General features: G+C 43.0%; 21 protein-coding genes. 16 read left to right on the forward strand and 5 right to left on the reverse strand.

Annotated elements, in window-relative coordinates:
- Positions 1-4: 4 nt before the first annotated feature.
- The 12 genes from CZ434_RS19825 (at position 5) to CZ434_RS19880 (ending at position 12013) form a co-directional block, all read left to right on the forward strand.
- Complete coding sequence (locus tag CZ434_RS19825) at positions 5-976, forward strand: carbohydrate ABC transporter permease (protein ID WP_077624708.1); 972 nt, start codon at positions 5-7, stop codon at positions 974-976.
- 89 nt (positions 977-1065) lie between these two features.
- Positions 1066-1761: an RraA family protein gene (locus CZ434_RS19830; protein ID WP_077624709.1), complete on the forward strand. Its 696-nt coding sequence runs from the start codon at positions 1066-1068 to the stop codon at positions 1759-1761.
- Positions 1730-2818, forward strand: a complete 1089-nt coding sequence (locus CZ434_RS19835; RefSeq protein WP_245831036.1) for an Ldh family oxidoreductase — start codon at positions 1730-1732, stop codon at positions 2816-2818. Before CZ434_RS19830 ends, CZ434_RS19835 begins: the two co-directional genes overlap by 32 nt.
- A 21-nt stretch (positions 2819-2839) precedes the next feature.
- Positions 2840-4030, forward strand: a complete 1191-nt coding sequence (locus tag CZ434_RS19840) for an iron-containing alcohol dehydrogenase (RefSeq protein ID WP_077624710.1) — start codon at positions 2840-2842, stop codon at positions 4028-4030.
- A gap of 21 nt (positions 4031-4051) precedes the next feature.
- A complete protein-coding gene (locus CZ434_RS19845; RefSeq protein WP_077624711.1) occupies positions 4052-5548 on the forward strand; it encodes an aldehyde dehydrogenase family protein in 1497 nt (498 codons plus the stop codon).
- 120 nt (positions 5549-5668) lie between these two features.
- Positions 5669-6802, forward strand: a complete 1134-nt coding sequence (locus CZ434_RS19850; protein ID WP_077624712.1) for a glycerate kinase — start codon at positions 5669-5671, stop codon at positions 6800-6802.
- A gap of 34 nt (positions 6803-6836) precedes the next feature.
- The gene (locus tag CZ434_RS19855) at positions 6837-7799 is read left to right on the forward strand and encodes a 2-hydroxyacid dehydrogenase (RefSeq protein WP_179107326.1); all 963 of its coding nucleotides are present in this window, start codon (positions 6837-6839) and stop codon (positions 7797-7799) included.
- A 62-nt stretch (positions 7800-7861) separates the two neighbouring features.
- Entirely contained in the window at positions 7862-8476 is a 615-nt protein-coding gene (locus tag CZ434_RS19860) for a YesL family protein (protein WP_077624714.1), read from the forward strand.
- Positions 8477-8742: 266 nt separating this feature from the next.
- Positions 8743-8931, forward strand: a complete 189-nt coding sequence (locus CZ434_RS19865) for a cold-shock protein (protein WP_077624715.1) — start codon at positions 8743-8745, stop codon at positions 8929-8931.
- A 175-nt stretch (positions 8932-9106) separates the two neighbouring features.
- A complete protein-coding gene (adh, locus tag CZ434_RS19870) occupies positions 9107-10627 on the forward strand; it encodes an aldehyde dehydrogenase (RefSeq protein WP_077624716.1) in 1521 nt (506 codons plus the stop codon).
- Positions 10628-10676: 49 nt separating this feature from the next.
- Positions 10677-11027, forward strand: a complete 351-nt coding sequence (locus tag CZ434_RS19875) for a DUF779 domain-containing protein (RefSeq protein ID WP_077624717.1) — start codon at positions 10677-10679, stop codon at positions 11025-11027.
- A gap of 245 nt (positions 11028-11272) precedes the next feature.
- A complete protein-coding gene (locus tag CZ434_RS19880; protein ID WP_077624718.1) occupies positions 11273-12013 on the forward strand; it encodes a SurA N-terminal domain-containing protein in 741 nt (246 codons plus the stop codon).
- Between the two features lie 127 nt (positions 12014-12140).
- Here the strand turns inward: CZ434_RS19880 and CZ434_RS19885 are convergent, their stop codons facing one another.
- The 4 genes from CZ434_RS19885 to CZ434_RS19900 form a co-directional block, all read right to left on the reverse strand.
- Positions 12141-12890, reverse strand: a complete 750-nt coding sequence (locus CZ434_RS19885; protein ID WP_077624719.1) for a 5-oxoprolinase subunit PxpA — start codon at positions 12888-12890, stop codon at positions 12141-12143.
- Positions 12872-13852, reverse strand: coding sequence for a 5-oxoprolinase subunit C family protein (locus CZ434_RS19890; RefSeq protein WP_077624720.1), 981 nt, complete (start codon positions 13850-13852; stop codon positions 12872-12874). The genes CZ434_RS19885 and CZ434_RS19890 overlap by 19 nt, the downstream gene beginning before the upstream one ends.
- Positions 13853-14542 carry a 5-oxoprolinase subunit PxpB gene (pxpB, locus tag CZ434_RS19895; RefSeq protein ID WP_077624721.1) on the reverse strand — a complete coding sequence of 230 codons (690 nt, stop codon included), beginning with the start codon at positions 14540-14542 and terminating at the stop codon, positions 13853-13855.
- 154 nt (positions 14543-14696) lie between these two features.
- The gene (locus tag CZ434_RS19900) at positions 14697-15761 is read right to left on the reverse strand and encodes an aromatic acid exporter family protein (protein WP_077624722.1); all 1065 of its coding nucleotides are present in this window, start codon (positions 15759-15761) and stop codon (positions 14697-14699) included.
- Between the two features lie 253 nt (positions 15762-16014).
- Between CZ434_RS19900 and CZ434_RS19905 the strand changes: the two genes are divergently transcribed.
- The gene (locus CZ434_RS19905; protein WP_077624723.1) at positions 16015-16452 is read left to right on the forward strand and encodes an IDEAL domain-containing protein; all 438 of its coding nucleotides are present in this window, start codon (positions 16015-16017) and stop codon (positions 16450-16452) included.
- Between the two features lie 758 nt (positions 16453-17210).
- Here the strand turns inward: CZ434_RS19905 and CZ434_RS19915 are convergent.
- Positions 17211-17666, reverse strand: a complete 456-nt coding sequence (locus CZ434_RS19915) for an Lrp/AsnC family transcriptional regulator (RefSeq protein ID WP_077624725.1) — start codon at positions 17664-17666, stop codon at positions 17211-17213.
- Positions 17667-17963: 297 nt separating this feature from the next.
- Here CZ434_RS19915 and nikB point away from each other — a divergent pair, with 297 nt between their 5' ends.
- The 3 genes from nikB to CZ434_RS19930 are packed head-to-tail and all read left to right on the forward strand — an operon-like array spanning position 17964 to position 21379.
- A complete protein-coding gene (nikB, locus tag CZ434_RS19920; RefSeq protein ID WP_077624726.1) occupies positions 17964-18905 on the forward strand; it encodes a nickel ABC transporter permease in 942 nt (313 codons plus the stop codon).
- Between the two features lie 18 nt (positions 18906-18923).
- Positions 18924-19820, forward strand: coding sequence for an ABC transporter permease (locus CZ434_RS19925; protein ID WP_077624727.1), 897 nt, complete (start codon positions 18924-18926; stop codon positions 19818-19820).
- 23 nt (positions 19821-19843) lie between these two features.
- A complete protein-coding gene (locus CZ434_RS19930) occupies positions 19844-21379 on the forward strand; it encodes a glutathione ABC transporter substrate-binding protein (RefSeq protein WP_077625280.1) in 1536 nt (511 codons plus the stop codon).
- The last annotated feature ends 5 nt before the right edge of the window (positions 21380-21384 follow it).

Here is a 21384-nt window from a genome sequence, read left to right on the forward strand (position 1 = left end):
TCGTATGGAACCGGAAAAAATTAGAGATCATGCCGTAAGCCCTGTAAGAAATCAAGAGCCAGACAATAAAGACCATATCAAGAAGCCTGGGAAAACAGCCCGGTCGAAGATAGAAAGGCCGAAAAAGGTCGGGTTGAGAAAGCGAAGAAAATCAATAACCATTCTCATTCATATCTGTATCATTGCATTGGGATTGATAATGCTCTATCCGCTTTTATGGATGGTTGCAGCTTCGTTTAAAGAGAATACCGAAATCTTCCAGGGTTCTGCCTTTTTCCCAAGTAACATTACGTTTGAAAACTATATGCAAGGATGGCTTGGTCTATCTGGTACAACGTTTAGCAGATTCTTCTTGAATTCGGCAATTATTGTAGCATTGGCAATCGCCGGCAACGTCATAGCTTGTTCAATGGCAGCCTATGCGTTTGCTCGTCTTGACTTTGCTTTTAAAAAGACATTATTTGCTCTGATGCTCGCAACATTGATGCTTCCTTTTCATGTAACTGTTATTCCACAGTATATTATTTTTAACTATTTAGACTGGATAAACACCTATTTACCATTGACATTACCTAAATTTCTGGCAACTGAAGGCTTTTTCATTTTCTTGATGGTTCAGTTCATGCGATCCATCCCCCGTGAATTAGAAGAGGCGGCAAAGATAGATGGATGTGGCCAAATCAGAATGTATTGGCAGTTGATCATTCCATTGTCAGTTCCCGCTTTGGTTACAACCATGATTTTTACCTTTATCTGGACTTGGAACGACTTCTTCAGTCAGTTATTGTACTTAAGCGATATCAAACTTTATACCGTAGCGATTGCATTGAGAATGTTTGTTGACTCAATGGGTCAGAGCTCATGGGGTGCATTGTTTGCGATGTCTACATTGTCGCTTATCCCGCTGTTTGTTGTATTTATCTTTTTCCAAAAATATATCATTGAAGGTATTACAGCTGGAAGTGTGAAAGGGTAAATTCTTCTTCTTTGAATCCTATCATAAACTTCCTGGTTGCTAATTCGATTTTGAAAATATATGGCGACAAAAAGAGGAGGAATTTCTGGATGAACAATATTGGTTTTCGCATATTACCAGTTGAAAAAAGGGTTGAAAAGCAAATTGTTGAACAATATAGAGAAGTTGTCACTCCCCATATAAGTGACAATTTAAACAGGATGCATGCCGTTTCGAGCCATCTTCGGCCTTATCATAAACAAGGGAAATTACTAGGAACTGCTCTAACGGTGAAGACAAGACCTGGCGACAACTTACTCGTGCATAAAGCAATTGACATGGCCCAACCAGGCGAAGTCCTTGTTGTAGATGCAGGGGGAGATGTAACGAATGCAATAGTAGGAGAGATAATGCTTCTCCTGGCCCGCAGACAAGGCATTTCCGGATTTATTATCGACGGAGCTATCCGGGATACTGCTGCATTTTCTGAAGGTGACTTTCCGGTGTACGCACGCGGCATCACACACCGCGGTCCATATAAGGATGGACCAGGCGAGATAAATGTGCCGGTTTCTGTTGGCGGCATGCTTGTTAATCCAGGTGATCTGGTGCTTGGTGATGAAGACGGACTTGCAGTCGTTCCGTTAGATGAGGCAGAGGAACTCTTGGAAAAAGTGAAAGCGCAGCAGGTGAAGGAAACCAGGATGATGGAAGCCATCAAGAATAATACCATTGACAGAAACTGGATTGATGAAACATTAAGAGGGAAAGGCTGTGATTTTAGTGACGTTGCCAACAAGGTATGACTGGATAAAATTGCAGCGTTTCTGTGCAAATGTATTTACAAAAGCAGGTCTATCGGAGAAAAATGCGGAGATTGTCTCGGATTCTCTTGTGCAGGCAAATCTGAGAGGTGTCGACTCTCATGGGGTAGTAAGGACTTCCATTTATTTAAAACGAGTTGAAAAAGGAATGATCAATCCGCATGCAGATGTAACCATCGAAAATGAAAGCGATGCCACCGCATTAATTAATGGGAACAATCATTTTGGATCCGTAGTGGGGATGCAGGCACTGGAGAAGGCTTTGGACAAGGCGAAAGAACGGGGAGCTGCAATTGTCGGAGTGAAAGGTTCCAATCATTTTGGCACTGGCGCCTATTATGCCCTGAAAGCAATTGAAAAAGATATGCTGCTTCTGGTCATGTCGAATGCTTCCCAAACAATGCCGCCAACAGGTGGAGTAAGGCCATTTATCGGCACGAACCCTCTTGCGGTCGGGATCCCGTCCGGAGAAGAAGCACCATTCATTCTTGATATGGCCACGAGTGTGGTGGCACGTGGCAAAATCATCGTTGCAGCACAAAAAGGAGAGGATATCCCGATCGGATGGGCTGTCGACAAGGATGGGAATGATACGACAGATGCAGAGGCAGCACTTGAGGGAGCTGTTTTACCGCTTGGAGGACCAAAAGGTTACGGTATATCGATGTTCATTGACATCTTGTCGGGAGTTCTTACGGGCGCGGGGTTTGGAAAGTATGTAAACAATATGTATGAGAACTGGGAAGATCCGCAAAACGTCGGCCATTTTTTCGTGGCGGTTGATATCAATCAATTCATCCCGCTTGAGTCTTTTAAAAAGCGGATGGATACCTATATTAAGGAAATTAAGTCGGAACCAAAAGCACCGAATGTGGAGGAAATTTTTATACCTGGTGAGCTCGAACAAAAGTGCGTGTTGGAACGAAAGAAGAGCGGCATCGAACTTCCGGAAAAATTGGTGGAAGAGTTCATCGAAATAGGAAAGCGTTACGATTTGGATTTTACGAAAGCAGCTCTAAAAGTAAAAGTTCCTGATTAATGAAAGGAGATTTATTATCAAATGTTGACATTATCTAATTTCCGTTATCAAATACCGACTGTAATTGAATTTGGCCGTGGTTATGCAAAGAGGTTAAATGAATTTGTCAGAGAACTGGGCGGATCAAAAGTTCTTATCGTTGGGGATCCGGGTGTCTATCAAGCTGGCATTGTCCAACAATTGGAAGATCCTCTTCAAGAAGCAGGCATTCCGTTCGTTACATTTACGGATGTAGGGACAGAAGCTACTATTGAATCGGTAGACAACGGTGTTGCTCTTGCGAAGACTGAAGGCTGTGACATTGTAGTCGGCGTGGGTGGAGGCAGTGCCCTAGATACTGCCAAATCGATTGGGTTGTTACTGACTAATGGAGGTAACATCCGTGATTACATAGGGATCGATAAAGTTCCTGCTCCAGCTGCTCCTGTGATTGCCGTGCCGACGACAGCCGGAACAGGTAGTGAAATCACTCGGTTTTCAGTCCTGTCGGATAAAAAAGCAGAAGCAAAACTAAGTGTCGGCAGCATGTATAACTGTCCTGCTTTGGCATTATGCGATCCTGATTTGACTTTATCTCTGCCACCGCACATCACAGCTGCTACTGGAATGGATGCTTTAACTCACGCTCTTGAGTCTTACGTAAATAAAGCAACACAACCAATTTCTGAAGGTCTATCAGTTCAATCCATGAAATTGGTGGCGAAAAGCCTTCGTCTGGCGGTTATCCAGGGAGAAAACACGGATGCCCGTTCAGATATGCTCATGGCAAGTACATTGGCTGCAATGGCATTTAACTCTACAAGACTTGGATTGGCGCATGCGCTGGCAATTCCGTTGGGAGCACATTTCAAAATCCCTCATGGTGTAGTAAATGCAATGCTGCTTCCTGAAGTCATGGAATTCAATTTAATTGGAAATACCGATAAATTTATAGAAATTGCAAGAATCTTCGGGGAGAAAGTGGAACAGCTTACCGATCGGGAAGCAGCTGAGCGTGCTGTGAAAGCGGTCCGCCAGTTGAAAACGGATGTAGGAATTACACAAACATTGACTGATTATGGTGTGGAAGAACAGCACTTGGATTTAATTACCGAGGAAGCGTTACTTTCAGGAAACGTGCCTGTGAATCCGGTCAAGCCTACACAAGAGGATCTGAAAAATATTTGCCGGTCATTAATGACGACGGGTGTAAAAAAAGAAGTTTTAGCTTAATACATTAAGGGAGTGGATTTTATGCCTTCAACAACTCTAACCGATATGCAGGAATGGCTGAGTCAACAGGAAGTAAAAGTTCATGGTAATTACATTAACGGAGAATGGAAAGAAAGTACAAGCGGTAATACTTTTTCCATCTGCAATTCTGCTCAGCGTGACCAAGTCCTTGGATTTTTTCAAGACTCTAACGAGGAAGATGTGAATGAAGCAGTAGAGGCCGCAGCTGAAGCTTTCCAAGGCTGGTCACAGGTTCCTGGGCCGGACAGAGGGGCTGTTTTGTATCGCTTCGCAGACTTATTGGAAGAAAATGCAACAGAGCTTGCTTATATTCTATCCGCTGAACAAGGAAAAGCACTGACAGAAGCGAAAGGTGAAGTCATGCGGGCAGCGAAGGAAGCCCGTTTCGGTGCAGGCGAGGCTTTCCGCATTGAAGGGAACACACTTCCGGGGGAAAGAAGTAATGTATGGAGTTCCACCATCCGTAAACCACTTGGAGTTGTCGCTGCTATTGCTCCGTGGAACTTTCCGGTAGTCACCCCTGTAAGGAAGATTGCGCCAGCTCTTGCTTACGGCTGCACAGTTGTTTATAAACCGGCTTCAGTCACGCCTTGGACCTCTGTCGTTTTAATGGAACTACTTGCGAAAGCAGGTGTTCCGAACGGAGTAGTCAATCTTGTAGTCGGCAGTGGGTCAAGAGTTGGAAACCCTCTTGTGAAACATCCGCTTGTCAAAGGGATCAGCTTTACGGGATCTTCTTCATTAGGGAAAAATATCAATGAAATTGCTGCAGGACGTCTTGCTAAAACCCAGCTGGAATTGGGGGGCAAGAACCCGGCAGTCGTATTGGATTATAAAGATGCTGAAAATGTTGCTAAACAAATTGTATCTGCTGCATTTGCGTGTAGCGGACAACGCTGTACATCGATCAGCCGTGTGATTGTTACGAAAGAAAACAAAGCTGAATTGACCGAAGCGCTAGTCAAAGAAATGAAAAATGCAAAAGTGGGTCCGGCATGGGAAGAAGGGGTTACGGTAGGCCCGCTAATCAATGAACAGCATCTTGATTCAGTAAGAGAATACCTCGAGATTGCTTCAGCAGAAGGTGCCAGAGTCGTCTACGGGGGAGAGACTCTTTCAGAAGGTGCTTATGGACAAGGTGCATACATCGTTCCGGCACTGCTGGATCAAGTTACACCTGAAATGCGGGTGGCTAAGGAAGAAATATTCGGACCTGTATTGGTAGTTTTGGAAGTAGAGGATAAGGAAGAGGCATTACGCGTTGCCAACAATGTGGAGTATGGGTTGGCTGCCTCTATTTTTACCAATGATTTAACAACAGCCTATCAATTCGCTGATAGAGTCGAAACTGGAATGGTCCACGTCAATCACGGAACTGCCAGTGCTGCCCATATGCCGTTTGGCGGTGTGAAGCAGTCTGGAGCAGGTGCCTTTTCAATCGGCAAATCGAATGTTGAATTTTTTACTGAGTTAAAGTCTGTATATTTTCAGTACTAGCAAATAGATGTATGATAGATGGAGAGGGGAGGATGCAGTCTGGCAATTATGCAGTAGGGCATAAAGTTGTGTCGGTCTTCCTCCTTTTTTCCATTTGACTAGAAAAGGGGACGGTTTAAGATGAAAGTTGTAGTAGCTCCCGATTCATTTAAAGGTTCTGTTAGTGCCAAAGATATTTGTTTAGCAGTGGAAACGGGGATTAAACGAGTATTCTCTGATGCCATTGTTGACCAAATACCTTTGGCAGATGGCGGGGAGGGTACCATGGAAAACCTTGTCTTTGCTTCTAATGGAAGCACTTACCCTGTTAATGTAACGGGTCCGTTGGGAGATAAAGTACAAGCTGCCTACGGGGTAATGGGCGACGGTATGACAGTAGTAATCGAAATGGCTCAAGCTTCAGGTCTTCCGCTTGTACCGGAGAATAAACGCAATCCTATGGTGACAACAAGCTACGGAACCGGAGAGTTGATTAAGCATGCTTTGCATGCGGGCTATCGTAAATTTATTATCGGCTTGGGTGGAAGCGCCACCAATGATGGGGGAGTTGGCATGCTGCAAGCCCTTGGCATTAATTTTTACGATGAGAATGGAAAGCATATTAGTAAAGGTGGAAGAGGACTGCTTGATTTGAAGACTTATGATGGCAGCGGGCTAGACACTAGAGTTAAAGAATCGCATTTCACTATAGCAAGCGATGTGACGAATAGATTGTGCGGGCCTAATGGAGCTTCGGCAATTTTTGGACCGCAAAAAGGGGCCACTCCGGAAATGATCGACAAACTGGATATGGCACTGAACAATTTTGCTGAAATTGTAGAGAAGAAAACTGGAATCAATGTAAAAGAAATGCAAGGCGGAGGAGCAGCAGGTGGAATGGGTGCAGCTCTGCTTGCCTTTTTAGGTGCCGAGATAAAATCCGGGATTAATGTGGTAATGGAGCAAACAGGTTTCGAGGAAAGATTGAAGGATGCTGATTTATTAATTACAGGGGAAGGTAAGCTGGATGGACAAACGTTGTCAGGGAAAGTCATAAAAGGTGTTTGCGCTCCGGCAGTTAAACAAGATGTCCCAATTATTGCTTTATGCGGGACTGTGGATATAGGAACGGACAAATCAAATGACATGGGCCTTTTGTGTGCTTTATCGATAGTACCGGGACCTTGTTCGCTTGAAACTGCTCTGCGTGAAGCACCGGCGTGGATAACGGAGAGAACAGAAGCGATTATGCAAATTATTAAACATTACAAGTGACGCGGATCAATTGCCAGACAGAGGAGGGATTATGGTGAAACCGAAAATTTACATAACAAGAAAAATTCCAGACGAGATTGTGAATAAACTGGAACAAGAGTGCCAGGTCCGGATGTGGGAGGAAAGCGAAGCTCCTGTTCCGAGAGAGGTACTGGAAAAGGAAGTAGCCGATATTGACGGCTTGTATTGTTTGTTAACAGAGTCGGTTGATAAGGATTTACTCGATAAAGCTACTTCTTTAAAAGTAGTCAGCAATATGGCTGTAGGTTACAACAACATTGATATAGATGCTGCTGCAGAAAAAGGGATAACTGTTACCAATACTCCCGGAGTTTTAACAGAAACCACCGCTGACTTGACGTTCGCTCTGCTTATGGCAACAGCCAGAAGAATAGTGGAAGCCTCGGACTATTTGAAAAACGGAGATTGGAAGACGTGGTCACCAATGCAACTGACTGGTCAGGATATCTTTGGGGCGACCTTGGGCATTATCGGTATGGGGCGGATCGGTGAAGCGGTTGCCAGACGGGCGCGCGGGTTTGATATGGAAGTATTATATAATAATAGAAGTAGGAAACCTAAAGTAGAAGAAGAGCTTGGGACCACTTATGTGGCCATGGAAGATTTGCTTCGGCAATCAGATTTTGTTTGCATCCTTGCTCCTTATACCCCTGAAACAGAAAATCTGATTACCGCCAAAGAACTGGCGCTCATGAAAGAAACTGCCATATTAATCAATACGGCGCGCGGGGGTATCGTCAATGAGACGGATCTTTACGAGGCTTTAAAAAACAAACAGATATGGGCAGCAGGAATTGATACTTTTGAAAAAGAGCCAATAGATTTAGAGAATCCATTATTAAAATTGGATAACATCGTGACACTTCCCCATATAGGCAGCGCAAGCATAAAAACAAGAATGAAAATGGCAGATTTAGCTGCTGATAATTTACTTTCTGTTCTTTTTAGCGAGAAGCCGCAAAACGTTATAGTATGAAGATTCTTCTAAAACATGCTTAGCCCTTATACATAAGGCTATAAATTCAGGATGGTGATGGAATGAGAGGTTCTGACAATATTGTATTTAAAATAATGGAAAACTTTGTGAATTTTATTATCCTGAATGTCATATGGTTATTATTTTGCCTTCCTGTTATCACTTTTTTCCCTGCTTCTAAAGCGATGATGGGAGTATCGCGGAATTGGGTTATAGAAAAGGTGGAGGGGGGTGTGTTACGACAGTTCCTTGACTGCTTTAAAGAAGACTTCAGAAAATCGTTCCTTATCGGCTTAATGCTTTGGGGAATTGCCCTCGTACTGTGGTTTGATTTTGGCATTTTGCTACAAGCGGAGTTTGCCGGTAGTAGGCCATTATTTGTCTTACTAGTATTACTCTCGACCGCTTTTATATTTATAAGTATATATCTGTTATTCTTGCTGGTAACATATGAACTATCTATCAAGGATTTAATCAAGAATTCTTTTCTTTTTTCAATAGCCAATATTGTTTACACATCAATATTCGTTGTAATCATTGCCGTATCTTTGTTCCTTGTTTATTTATTCCCCTTCCTGATCGTCGTATTAGGGAGTCTTACCTCTTATCTCCTGTATTTACTATTTAACAGAATCGTAAATACAAGAGAGGAAGCAAAGAGCATAGAAGAAACATAAGGAGACCCAGGCAGAAAGTCAACAACATAACAGCCCTTTTAATGAAATTGGGCGATAGTTGATGAAAACATGGTTCCAGGCAAAAGTTTAAGATGAAGAGGTATGTGTGTACTAAAACTTATGATAAGTCGAATAGGAATGAGGGCTCTACATAAATTAATTCTGGATGTAGAAACATGTTCAACCATACATTAATCCTTTGTGACTATACTAATTTTCCTAAAAAAAGGGTATAATAGTATTAGGAACAAGAAAGGGGAATGTAAATGGCTTATTATAACAACAAGAAAGAACCAACCCCGGAAGTAGAAACGAACGTTTGGTCCTGTACAAGCGATGACTGTGCAGGTTGGATGAGAGAAGATTTCACTTTTGAAGAAACTCCTACTTGTCCTTTATGCCAGTCAAAGATGGAAAAAGGAACGAAAACTTTACCACAGATTAACGGAAATTAATTATCATAGAACGGAAGGAATAACCACTCTGATAAAGGGTGGTTATTTTTTGGCAAAAAATACAAATTATTTGTGTTTTTAAATAATTTGTTGTTATAATCTACAGTAGATTAACCACTCCATGATTTTCATCCTTATAATGTAAGCGATTGCATTTTAAAAAGGAGGATATCTAATGAAGTATGAAGCGCCAAATCAACCAGGATCTGTAGTGGAGTTTAAGGAAAGGTACGGTAACTTTATTGGTGGTGAATGGAGAGAACCGGTTAGTGGGGAGTATTTCGACAATGTGAGCCCGGTTACCGGTGAAGTGTTTTGTCAAATAGCAAGGTCTAACGCCGATGACGTGGAGCGGGCATTGGATGCTGCTCATGAAGCAAAAACAGCCTGGGGGAAAACATCTCCTGCTGAAAGAGCGGTTATCCTTAATAAAATAGCCGACCGGATGGAAGAGAATCTTGAAAAGCTGGCTGTTGCTGAGACATGGGATAACGGAAAGGCTGTCAGGGAGACATTGGCTGCAGATATTCCGCTTGCAGTTGACCATTTTCGATATTTTGCTGGAGTAATCCGGGCACAGGAAGGCAGTCTAAGCCAGTTGGATGATGACACAGTTGCTTATCACTTCCATGAGCCGCTTGGAGTGGTAGGTCAGATTATCCCGTGGAATTTCCCGATTCTGATGGCAACATGGAAACTGGCTCCAGCACTTGCTGCAGGAAATGCGGTTGTGCTTAAGCCTGCTGAGCAGACACCGGCTTCTATCCATGTATTGATGGAGCTCATTCATGATTTACTGCCTCCTGGTGTGGTCAATATAGTAAACGGATTTGGAGTCGAAGCAGGTAAGCCGCTTGCTTCCAACAGCCGGATTGCCAAAATCGCCTTTACAGGTGAAACAACGACAGGACGCCTGATCATGCAATATGCTTCAGAAAACATCATCCCTGTCACATTGGAACTCGGCGGTAAGTCTCCGAATATATTCTTTAAAGATGTCATGGATGCGGACGATTCATTTCTTGATAAAGCAATAGAAGGTTTTACTATGTTTGCTCTTAACCAAGGAGAGGTATGTACTTGTCCTTCGCGGGCACTGATCCATGAATCTATTTATGATCAATTCATAGAAAGAGCAGTCAACAGAGTTAAGGAAATCAAGATCGGTCATCCGCTTGATACGGATACAATGATGGGAGCTCAAGCTTCTTTGGAACAGATGGAAAAAATCACTTCATACTTAGATATCGGAAAACAAGAAGGAGCGGAAGTGCTTGTCGGCGGTAACAGGAATGCCCTTGAAGGGGACCTTTCCAATGGATATTATGTGGAACCTACTATTTTTAAAGGCAGCAACAATATGAGAGTGTTCCAGGAGGAGATATTCGGCCCGGTCCTTTCTGTGACAACATTCAAAGATGACGAAGAGGCATTGTCTGTTGCCAATGATACGCTTTACGGTCTTGGTGCAGGTGTCTGGTCACGCAATATCAATACAGCATACCGGTTCGGCCGGGAAATCGAAGCCGGACGTGTATGGACGAATTGCTACCATCAGTATCCGGCACATGCAGCATTCGGTGGTTACAAAAAATCTGGAATCGGACGCGAAAACCATCGCATGATGCTTGATCATTACCAGCAAACAAAAAATCTGCTGGTAAGTTACAGCACTGATCCAGCCGGTTTATTTTAACAGCAAAATGTTACCGGACAGGAATATACTTTCCGGAAAGGGTGGGAGAATGGTCGATAAAGTGACCGCAACAGAAACTGCTTTAGAGCTGATTGGCCGTTTGAAAAAAAGGCACGGACCTTTGTTGTTTCACCAATCGGGCGGCTGCTGTGATGGCAGCTCTCCTATGTGTTTTCCGAGGGATGAATTCCGTGTGGGAAATTCGGATGTGAAGCTCGGAGAAATTGATGGCACCCCGTTCTATATGTCAAAAGATCAGTATGAATATTGGAAACACACGCAATTGATCATCGATGTCGTCGATGGCAGGGGAGGCATGTTTTCACTGGAAGGACCTGAGGGTAAACGATTTTTGACAAGATCGCGGGTATTCACAGATGAGGAAAGACAAACACTATAAAAAAAGAACCGTCTGTTTTTAGAAACAGGCGGTTCTTTTTTGTTCTAATGCTTATTAGGTGGACCCGCTGACCTTAATCCGTTTACTTCAAAATATCTTTTTCAAATGTAATTTAAATGTAAAAAAAGCGGTAACCCCCGTATATATAGCTTTTGGACAATCTGGCCATTATCTTATTGTTTGCATCCTTAATCAGGGCATGTTTAAATAGGGTAGAATCTTCAAAGAAATGAGGTAATCTCTGTATGAAAAAATTGCAATTGTTACTTGCAGTTCTATTTATAAATGTCTTGTTGGTAGCATGTAGTGGCGAAGATGACAATGAGAGCGCAGAGAACAATGAAAACACAGAAGAAACTGCCCAGGAACAAGAAGAACAGGAGGGGCAGGAACAAGAACAAATAGAATCCAACGTCGGTGATGATGAAGTTGTGGCAATTGTAAATGGAGAAGAAATAGAAGGCCAAAGGTATAATGTTGCCTTCAACCAGACACTTGCATCCATGCAGCAGGCAGCCCAGCAATCTGGACAACAAGTTGACAAGGAGCAGGTCAAACAGCAGACAGTTGATTCATTGGTAAATCAGGAACTTATTATGCAGGATATTGAGGAAAAAGGAATCGAAGTATCCGAAGATGAAATTGCCGAGAATTTCGATGAGTTTAAATCTCAATATGAATCTGATGAACAGTTCAACGAAGCACTGGAAACCAATGACTATACCGAAGAATCATTAAAAGCAGATATTTCCGATGAGTTGAAAATACAGCAATACCTTGATGAAGAACTTCCGGAAACGGAAGTTACTGATGATGAAGTACAAGAATACTATGATCAATTGGCTAGTCAGAACGACGAACTGCCTAAATTCGAAGAGGTAGAGTCACAAATCAGACAAAGCCTGGAGCAGCAAAAACAAAATGAAAAATTGACTCAACTGCTTGATGAGTTAAGAGAAGAAAGTGAAATCGAAGTAAGAGTATAATGTTGTTATAAAATCCAAGTAATTAAGTAGAGATGACCTCCCCCCATATATCCTACATTATTAAAAACTTGGATTTTATCATAAAAGGCATGTCCCGATCGGGACATGCCTTTTCTAATGGTACCTGTTATTCGAGGGTAATACCCTCTTTTTCAAACCTCGCTTGCAGTTGCTTCACAAAGGGTAGTGCAAACGGACTGTCTCCGTGTATGCAGATTGTATCCGCTTTGATGGGGATTTGTCTGCCTGACAGTGTTGTAACAGAATTGGATGTAATCATTTCTATTACTTGATTGATTGCAGCCTCTTCATTAGGTTGCAAGGCGTTCGGCTGGCTTCTCGGTGTTAATGTCCCATCATCCTGATAAGTTCTGTCGACAAAGACTTCATGAGCGACCGGAAGTCCCTGTTCTTCCGCAGCTTTGGTCAATTCACTGTTGGCAAGCCCGAATAAGGTAACTGTATCGTCGATATCCTTCACTGCCTGGACGATGGCTTTTGAAATTTCCGCATCTTTGGCAGCCATATTGTAAAGCGCTCCATGTGGTTTCACATGCGAAAGTTTGCCATTATATGCTTTAAGAAAACCTGATAGTGCACCAGTTTGATAAACAACCAGTTGATAAGCTTCTTCAGGGGTAATCTGCATGAAACGGCGCCCGAAACCATGAAGATCAGGAAGTCCGGGATGTGCTCCGATCTTAACTTGTTTTTCTATTGCCAGCTGCACTGTCTCACTCATTGTACCCGGATCCCCTGCATGAAACCCACAAGCAATGTTGGCCGAAGAAATGTAATACATCATTTCCTTATCATTACCAAGTTCATATCTGCCGTAACCTTCTCCCATATCGCAGTTTAAGTTGGCTGTGTACATGATGCCAGTTCCCTCCATTTCATGTTTGCGCTTGTTTGAACAGCTAATATTTCACTTCTTTCTTTCCGCAATTCGTTGATCGCCTCATCAAGGCTTACTTTTTTAAAAGTGACGGATTTGCCCGGTTTTACTTGGCTTAAAACAGGCAGGTCGGCTTGGATAACTTGACCTATTTTAGGGTAGCCGCCTGTCGACTGGCTTTCGGCCATCAAGATGATGGGGTTCCCATCAGGAGGTATTTGAATCGTGCCAAAAGTGGCAGCTTCTGTCACTAAATCTTCTTCCTTGTTTTTATTAATTCGCTTACCTTCAAGCCGGTAACCCATGCGGTTTGATTGAGTGGTTGTCTTGTAGCTTTCTGTCATGAACATTTGTCTGGCTTCCTCGGTAAACCAATGATACTGCCGCCCCTCAATAAACCTGACAACAGGCTCTTCTTGGATATAGCTAAACAGCTGTGGACTTAACCTCCAACTGAAAGGAGTGCTTTTTAAAGGGGTATTGATCGGAATGGAATCACCTGTCTTCAGCCTCCTGCTAAACTCACCACCAAGGTCATCTTTGATAGATGCACTTTTCGAACCCAGTATTTCCGGAATATTAAAGCCTCCCTTAACGGCAAGGTAGCAGTGCATTCCTGTCCGTACCGTCCGAAGTTGCAGCGTGTCGCCGGTTTTGACGGCAAGCGGCATTCCCAATGACAGAGGCTTATCGTTAATTTTTGCGGACATGTCTGCCCCTGTCAGTGCTATGACCATATCCGTTTCGAAAGTGATACTTGGCCCCATATAACTCATTTCCAATACAGCCTCATGTGCATGGTTGCCGACAGCAATGTTGGCTAACTTCATGGCCTTTGAGTCCATAGCGCCGCTTACCGAAATGCCTGATGATTGGGAGCCTGGCCTTCCTGAATCCTGTATGGATGTCTGCAGTCCTTCTTCTATGATTCTGAGTGACATTTATTCTTCCTCCCAAGCATCAAACTGTTTTTTCGTGATTGGATAAAATTTGACCCTGTCCCCTGGCTGAAGCAAAGCAGGCTGTTTGGCGTCCGGGCGAAATAAAGCTGTTGGTGTTCTGCCGATAATTTGCCAGCCACCGGGTGAGTCTGCGGGATAAACGCCTGTTTGCTGTCCGGCGATTCCGACTGATCCCGCTGATACATTACGACGCGGCGATGATTTTCTGGGCGTGGCAATGGCGGAATCCATTCCGCCCAAAAAAGGGAATCCTGGTGCGAATCCGAGAAAGTACACGTAATATTCCGTTTCCGCATGCTTGTTGATGACCTCTTGTACCGATAAGTCGTTCCTATCGGCAACCTCTGTCAGGTCAGGAGCGAACTCCCCTTCGTAACAGACGGGAAGTTCTATCTTTCTTGTTGAACGGTTGTTAAAGTCTGATTGTTCCCATAAACTCTCGACATGGTTGCACACTGTTTGAAATGGATTGTCCGCATCAATAGCCAGTGGGTCGAAGTAAACTGCCAGCGTGGTATAAGCTGGCACTGTTTCAATAAAACCTGGAAAGGGGCGCTCGGATATCATACCGGCCATTTGATGGATCCGGGTATTTCTTTCAATCGATATTTCCTTTCCAAAGTCAATTAGTATGGATGTCTCACTCAATGGGAAAAAATTTATGCTCATTAGTTCACCCTCTTTTATCGAAAACCTACTTAGTTACCGATACAATCTTTTTCCTATTTTAACGTATGTTTGTTGCATACGCTAAGGAGAACGCTTTTTGTTTTGCCTCCTGAAGCCAGGAATTATACAGAAAAGCCAGAACATGAAAGAGTTTTCACGATCTGGCTTTTTGCAATTTTTTCTTTGCAGCTGATTCTGACTTATCTTCTTTAAGTAGCTTTTCCACCAGATGGTAGATGGAAAGCAATTCATATAAGATAATGATCTCAGCCGTAAAAAATGTTGGATTCGGCTGATCGGTGGCAGCTGCTGCCGTTTTTTTGCTTTCCCAGAACTGCTGCATTAATTTCTGTATTTGTTCATTGTGTGTTTTTGGCTCAAAGTTCTGTGGGTTTTTCAAGGCATCTGCCAGCTTATCGACCGTAACCAGGATTTTTTCTTTCTCCTGTCTGCTCCATACTACATCATATAGCGGTGTGTTCATTAGATTGCCAAGGTGATAATGAATCATCCGCAACGCAGACAGTTTTTCCTGCTCCGTTCGGTAAACTTTCCTGGCTTCTTCATCAAAGCGATGATATTTTGATTCCTCTTTTTGAAAACGGAGCAGCATTTCCGTTTTATCCAGTCTTCTTTTAAGTTGGGAAAAGGTATTGCGGATCAATTGCTCTTCTATGTTCTTCTCTCCAAGTATTGTCTTCAGAATATTTTCCAACTCTATCCCCGTCGTTCTTGAGAGAGAGTGGATATTAATCAGGATGTTTTTGGAATAGTTGGGTGGATACACAAACATGTTGACCGCCGTTGATACTAACAACCCGATGGATGTGGTTCCCAGCCTGATGAAAAAGGAAACAAGGAAGTTGCTGTGAATAACCTCGATCATGGCGACCGATGTCAACGTAGCAACCAACAAACCTGAATGCAATTTAAGTTTGAAACAGGTGATGATCGTAAACACGGCAGCTGCTGTGTATGTAATCGGAGAATTTCCGAATAAATAAATGAAAAAGACAGCATAAGCGGAACCGATTGCCGTAGCAGGAAGCCTGATCATGCCTTTTTTAATCGAATCAGCTGCTGTTGGTTCAATTGTGACGATGGCTGTAATGACCGCGAAAACAGCCGGCCAGTCAAGCCACTGACAAATCAATGATGTCAGGAAGACGGCCACACCAGTTTTGAAGATCCGTCCCCCAAAGAAATGGAACTTTTTCATGAATAACGCACCTTTAATGCTTTTTATAAAAATTATATCATACACTCTACTATTCGAGAAAAAGATGCAGGAGAAATGGGAGTAGGGAAGAAGTAATAATAATAATGTAAGCGTTATCATATGTATGTTATGATTAATATTAACAACTGGGCGAGACAATCAAAGTGCATCACTTTTTTTGATGGCCGTCATATAATATAGCAAATCCAACTTGGTAATTACTGTAGTTCCATAACCATAAGGGGGTGTCGGGATGCTTTCTGTTAAAAGATTTAAACCGTATTATATTAAAGAAGAGCGTGACTGTGTACGGGTGGTTTTGGCTTATCAATATTTTTCTTTGCTGCTTGATGACAAGGTATATCAGTTTGTCCCGTTGGAAGCCAGAGAAATCCGGGTCAACAGGCAAACGCGCAAGGTGGAAAACGAGAATGATATATTCGTCTTTCAGAAAGGAAAGGAATATAATCGTCTGCCGCTGTCTGATTTAATGAAGCTGAAGGATTTTTTGACTCAGCTTGATACGATTGTACATCCTTACTTATTAAAAACTCCTATTCAACCGGATGAAGCAGGTCCTATTATTGAAGCCTTGGAAAGAGAAAATGTGAAAAGACTTATTGATAGAGCGCTGGGAGAAAAAGATAAAGAAGCTTTTGTGAAATATACCGAAATACTGAATAAAATGTAAAAAGAAAACAGGAGCCCAACGGCGCCTGTTTTTTCTTAGGATAATTTGTTTTTGTAAAATGTTTGCCGTGACACAGAAACCATAAACTGCGACATAACTTCAGTGTGGCTTCCTTTCATCCTTTTCGGATTCAGTGCTAAGCCGACGCTGCGGAAAAATACTCGCTTTCCGTGGGGAACGCTTCAGCCTCCTCGGTGCAAAAAGCGCCCCTGCGGGATCTTCAGACTGTTCTTTTCCCACTGGAGTCTCGCATTTTTCCGCAGCTTGGTATAGTTTTCTGATTAGGTGAGAAGTGATCCTGAAATGCATCTAATATGGTTCTCCCTGACAAAAATGGAGAAAAACCTTTACATAGCGAGAGGCAGAACACGATGACTCTTGCGGGAACATCACTCCCCGGTTTCGGAACCCCGAGGATTTTGAAGAGACATCCATGTATTTACACCACTCGCAGAAAATTGCAATTTATCTTTAAGGAATATCGCATTTTTCCTTCGCTTAAGATAGATTTTCTGATCAAGTAAGAGTGGTCCTATAATAAGTCAAAAGTGGGGTATTCCTGACCAAAATTCAGAGAGCTCCTACCAGCGAAGTGTTCTGCCGCAGCGAAGTCATACCACTCATTTTAATCAGAACGAGAGGAAGTCTCCCTAGAAGGAATTTTCAATATGTCGCAGTTTGCCTCAACCATACATTTAAAAAGAAACAAAAACCCGGAATGGCAGTAGGGTCACTGCGATTTCGGGTTTTTGTGCTGTTTATAGCTTTAAGCCTGTTCTGCTCTTGAAGCGGCGTAGAAGGATTTGACTGTCTACACGGGTGATTCCTTTTAATGCGTATAACTCGTTGTTCACAAATGATTCCAGCTGGGTGAAGTCATCGACGAGTACATGCATATGTAAAGTGCTTGGACCTGTCATTTGATAACAACTTGCTACGTACGGGTTGTTTGCCAGGTTCTCTGCCACTTCGACAAGGTCACATGGCTCACAATCGACATCGAAAAAAGCAGACACCTTTTTTCCGACCTTTTCACTGTTCACCACACAGGAAAATTTTTCGATGATCCCGTCTTCGATCAACTGGTTTACTCTCGCGCGAACGGAGACGCGAGACAAATTCAATTGTTTGCCAATATCTGTATAGGAAATCCTGCCATCTTCAATCAGCAGTTCAAGAATCTTTTTATCCGTTTCATCCAAAACCTTTTCCATTGTTTCCCTCCCAGCCAATCACGCTCTTTAAACGCATTTTACTAGAAACAATTTTAAAACACAATAAGTTGTCTGAAAATGATGAAAAATAAATATTTTTACACTTTTTTGTCATTTAGTTATTTATTTTTTCAAAACATTCGTATATAATCAAAAACTATAACTTAATCGTTTGTTAACCAAATTATTATTTTTTGTTAACAGACGGAGTGAAAACAGATGTTAAACATTAGTTTAGATGTCGTTTTTCATTAATTACTTACTTTAATTTTCACTTCGGGGAGGAGGGCGTGTTACATGATCGGTTTAATCGTTCGTCGTTTTTTTCAAATGATCATACTTTTGATCGGTATCTCGTTTTTGGTCTTCATGAGCATGCATATTGCACCTGGGGATCCGGCTTCGATTATCGGAGGACCGACTGCAAATGCTTCCGATTTAGAGGCAATCAGGAAAGACTTGGGTCTGGACAAGCCGGTACTCGTTCAGTACTTGGATTACATGGGTGGTCTATTGCAAGGTGATCTTGGTTACTCATTTCAAACAAGTCAGTCTGTGTCAGAAGCTATCATTACAAGGTTTCCGAATACATTGAACCTGGCGATTGCCAGCATGATTGTTGCAGTACTTATTGGCGTCACTGCCGGTATTATTTCAGCGGTGAAGCAAAATTCCTGGTTTGATGTTTCCAGCACAACCTTCGCTTTAGCCGGGATTTCCATTCCAAACTTTTGGCTTGGTACCATGCTGATTCTCCTGTTTTCGGTGACATTGCAATGGCTGCCTGTCGGCGGGTTGAATGCTCCCTTCTATACAATAGAAGGAATGAAACAACTGATACTGCCGGCAATTACGCTTGGAACAGGTTCTGCCGCCATGATTGCCAGAATGAGCAGATCGACGATGCTGGAAGTAATTCGGGCTGATTATGTCCGGACTGCAAAGGCAAAAGGCGTCAAACAACGGAACGTCATTTGGATTCATGCTTTAAGAAACGCCATGATTCCTGTTATTACCGTAATCGGCGTCAACTTCGGCGCACTGCTTGGTGGCACAATCATCACAGAACAGGTGTTTGCCATAAACGGTGTTGGCAGATTGATGATCGACGCCATTGCTTCTAGAGACTTTCCGGTTGTGCAGGCTACCGTACTGTTAGTTGCAGCGTTGTTTGTCCTTGTTAATTTGATCGTCGACATTATCTATGCTTTGATAGATCCTCGGATCAGCTACGATTAGAAAGAAGGTGTGTAATAGATGGCTTCAGAAGCAGCATTGAAAAGTGCTCAACCAAAAGAGAAAAAACGGAGCAGCGAAATAGTGAATACCATTCGGAAATTGCTGAAAAACAAACTTGCTGTTTTCGGATTGATCGTTATCTTCCTGCAAGTGCTGATGGCAATCCTGGCACCCTGGATCGTGCAATATACGCCGGTCGAACAAAATTTGTCCAATGCCGAACTTGGGATCGGGGCAGATGGCCACTGGCTTGGAACAGATAACTATGGCAGGGACATGTGGTCAAGATTGGTTTATGGAGCAAGGGTTTCCTTAATAGTCGGTATCACGTCTGTCGTCATCGGTTTAGCTGGCGGGGTGACATTAGGATTACTCGCTGGTTATTACCGGAGGTTGGATGGAATAATCATGCGGATTGTCGACCTGTTGTTTGCTTTTCCGGGAATCCTCCTGGCTATGCTTATTATTGCCATGCTTGGTACTAGCTTGGTGAATGTAGTGATTGCCATCAGTATCTGGTCGATCCCGGGTTGTGCCAGAATTGTGCGCGGCAGTGTGTTGACTGTTAAGAAACAAGAGTATGTACTGGCGATGAAATCGCTGGGGGCTAGTAATACAAGGATAATTTTGAAACATATTTTGCCGAACTGTACAGCTCCGATTATCGTGTTCGCAACCATGAGGATGGCGACTTCGATTCTATCCACATCAGCCCTTAGTTTCTTGGGTCTTGGTGCACAGCCGCCGACCGCTGAATGGGGTGCCATGATTGCCGCCGGTCAGGACTTTATGTGGTCTTCACCACATATGACCATTGTGCCGGGCATTGCCATTATGCTGGTAGTGTTTGCGTTTAACGTAGTAGGAGATGGTTTGAGGGATGCGTTAGATCCGAATATGGATTTTAATAACTAATTTTAAATGGGGGAATAACCGTGTTGAAAAAGAGAACGTTATTTATTTCGTTGATGGTTTTGATACTGGCACTTGCAGGTTGCAGTGGCAGCAATACGAGCAGTGGTGCTACAGGAGGAGAAGATGTTCCTCAGGAAATCACCTATGCAACAACTTCCGATGTAGTTGGATTATCGCCGATTGATACGAATGATTCCGTATCGTCTAACATGATTGCCCAGATATATGAAACATTGTTCGTCCGCAATCCGGAAACAATGGAAATCGAGCCATTGTTGGCTGAGTCTTATGAAACACCTGATGAAAACACTTGGGAAATCAAATTGAAAGAAGATATCAAATTCCAAGACGGCACAGATTTCAATGCCGAAGCTGTAAAATACACATTTGAACAATTCCTGGATGAAGACAGAGCTGCTCCTCGTGCTTCTCTACTCGCACCTGTCGAATCGATCGAAGTGAAAGATGAATACACAGTTGTAATCAAAACAAAAGAACCATACGGTCCATTGCTTGCGGCATTGTCCCATACAAATGCTTCCATCGTGAGCCCGACTGCCGACCAAGAAGGGGATATCAACAGTGAACCAGTCGGTACGGGACCATTCAAATTTGAAGAATGGGTAGAAGGCGACCATGTCACATTGACCAAGAATGAAGACTATTGGAACGGCGCACCTGAATTAGAAACTGTAACGATGAAAGTCGTACCTGAATACTCTACAGCTGTCTCCATGCTGGAAACAGGCGAAGTACAATTTATCGACCAAGTGCCTGCAGAGCATCTATCCAGAGTAGAGTCCATGAATGATGTGACAGTAGAAACTAAACCAGGTACACCGGTTTATTACTTAGGTTTCAATATGGAAAAAGAACCATTCAATAATCTTGAGTTCCGTAAAGCTGTCGCACATGCGGTTAATAGACAAGCATATGTAGACCAGCTTAAAGGGTTAGGGGTTAAAAATGACAGTATCATAGGCCCGCAAGTTTTCGGATATGATGAAGCAGCTGCAGAGGCTGGATATGAGTATGATGTAGAAAAGGCGAAGGAAATCATCGCAGAAAACGGATTTGAAGGACAGAAGGTTACATTGCTTGCAGCAAATACAGGAAGCTATATGAAAATGGCTGAAATTGTCCAATCCCAATTGACTGAAGTAGGGCTAGATGCCGAGATCGAATCAATGGAATGGGGAACTTTCCTTGACACTACTTTGGAAGGAAACTTCGAAATGACTTTCATGGGATGGAGCAACAGTACTGCCGACGGAAGTGAGATGCTTTATCCGAACCTTCATTCGGATAATATCGGGTCTTCTAACAGAATGAGATACAACAATGAAGAGTTTGATAAGTTAGTAGATGAGTCACGCACCATTGTAGATCAAGAAGTCCGCAAGCAGAAAATCCAGGAAGCTAACTTGATAGCGGTGGAAGATGCTGTCAACATACCGATGAACCACGGCGTCGTCTCTGCTGCTTATAAGAAAGATGTGAAAGGTCTGGAGCTTGATCCGACTGGTGAATGGAGACTGCTTAACGTTACTAGAGAGTAGGGTGA

The organism is Sediminibacillus massiliensis, assembly GCF_900156915.1.
GTDB classification, from domain to species: domain Bacteria; phylum Bacillota; class Bacilli; order Bacillales; family Amphibacillaceae; genus Sediminibacillus_A; species Sediminibacillus_A massiliensis.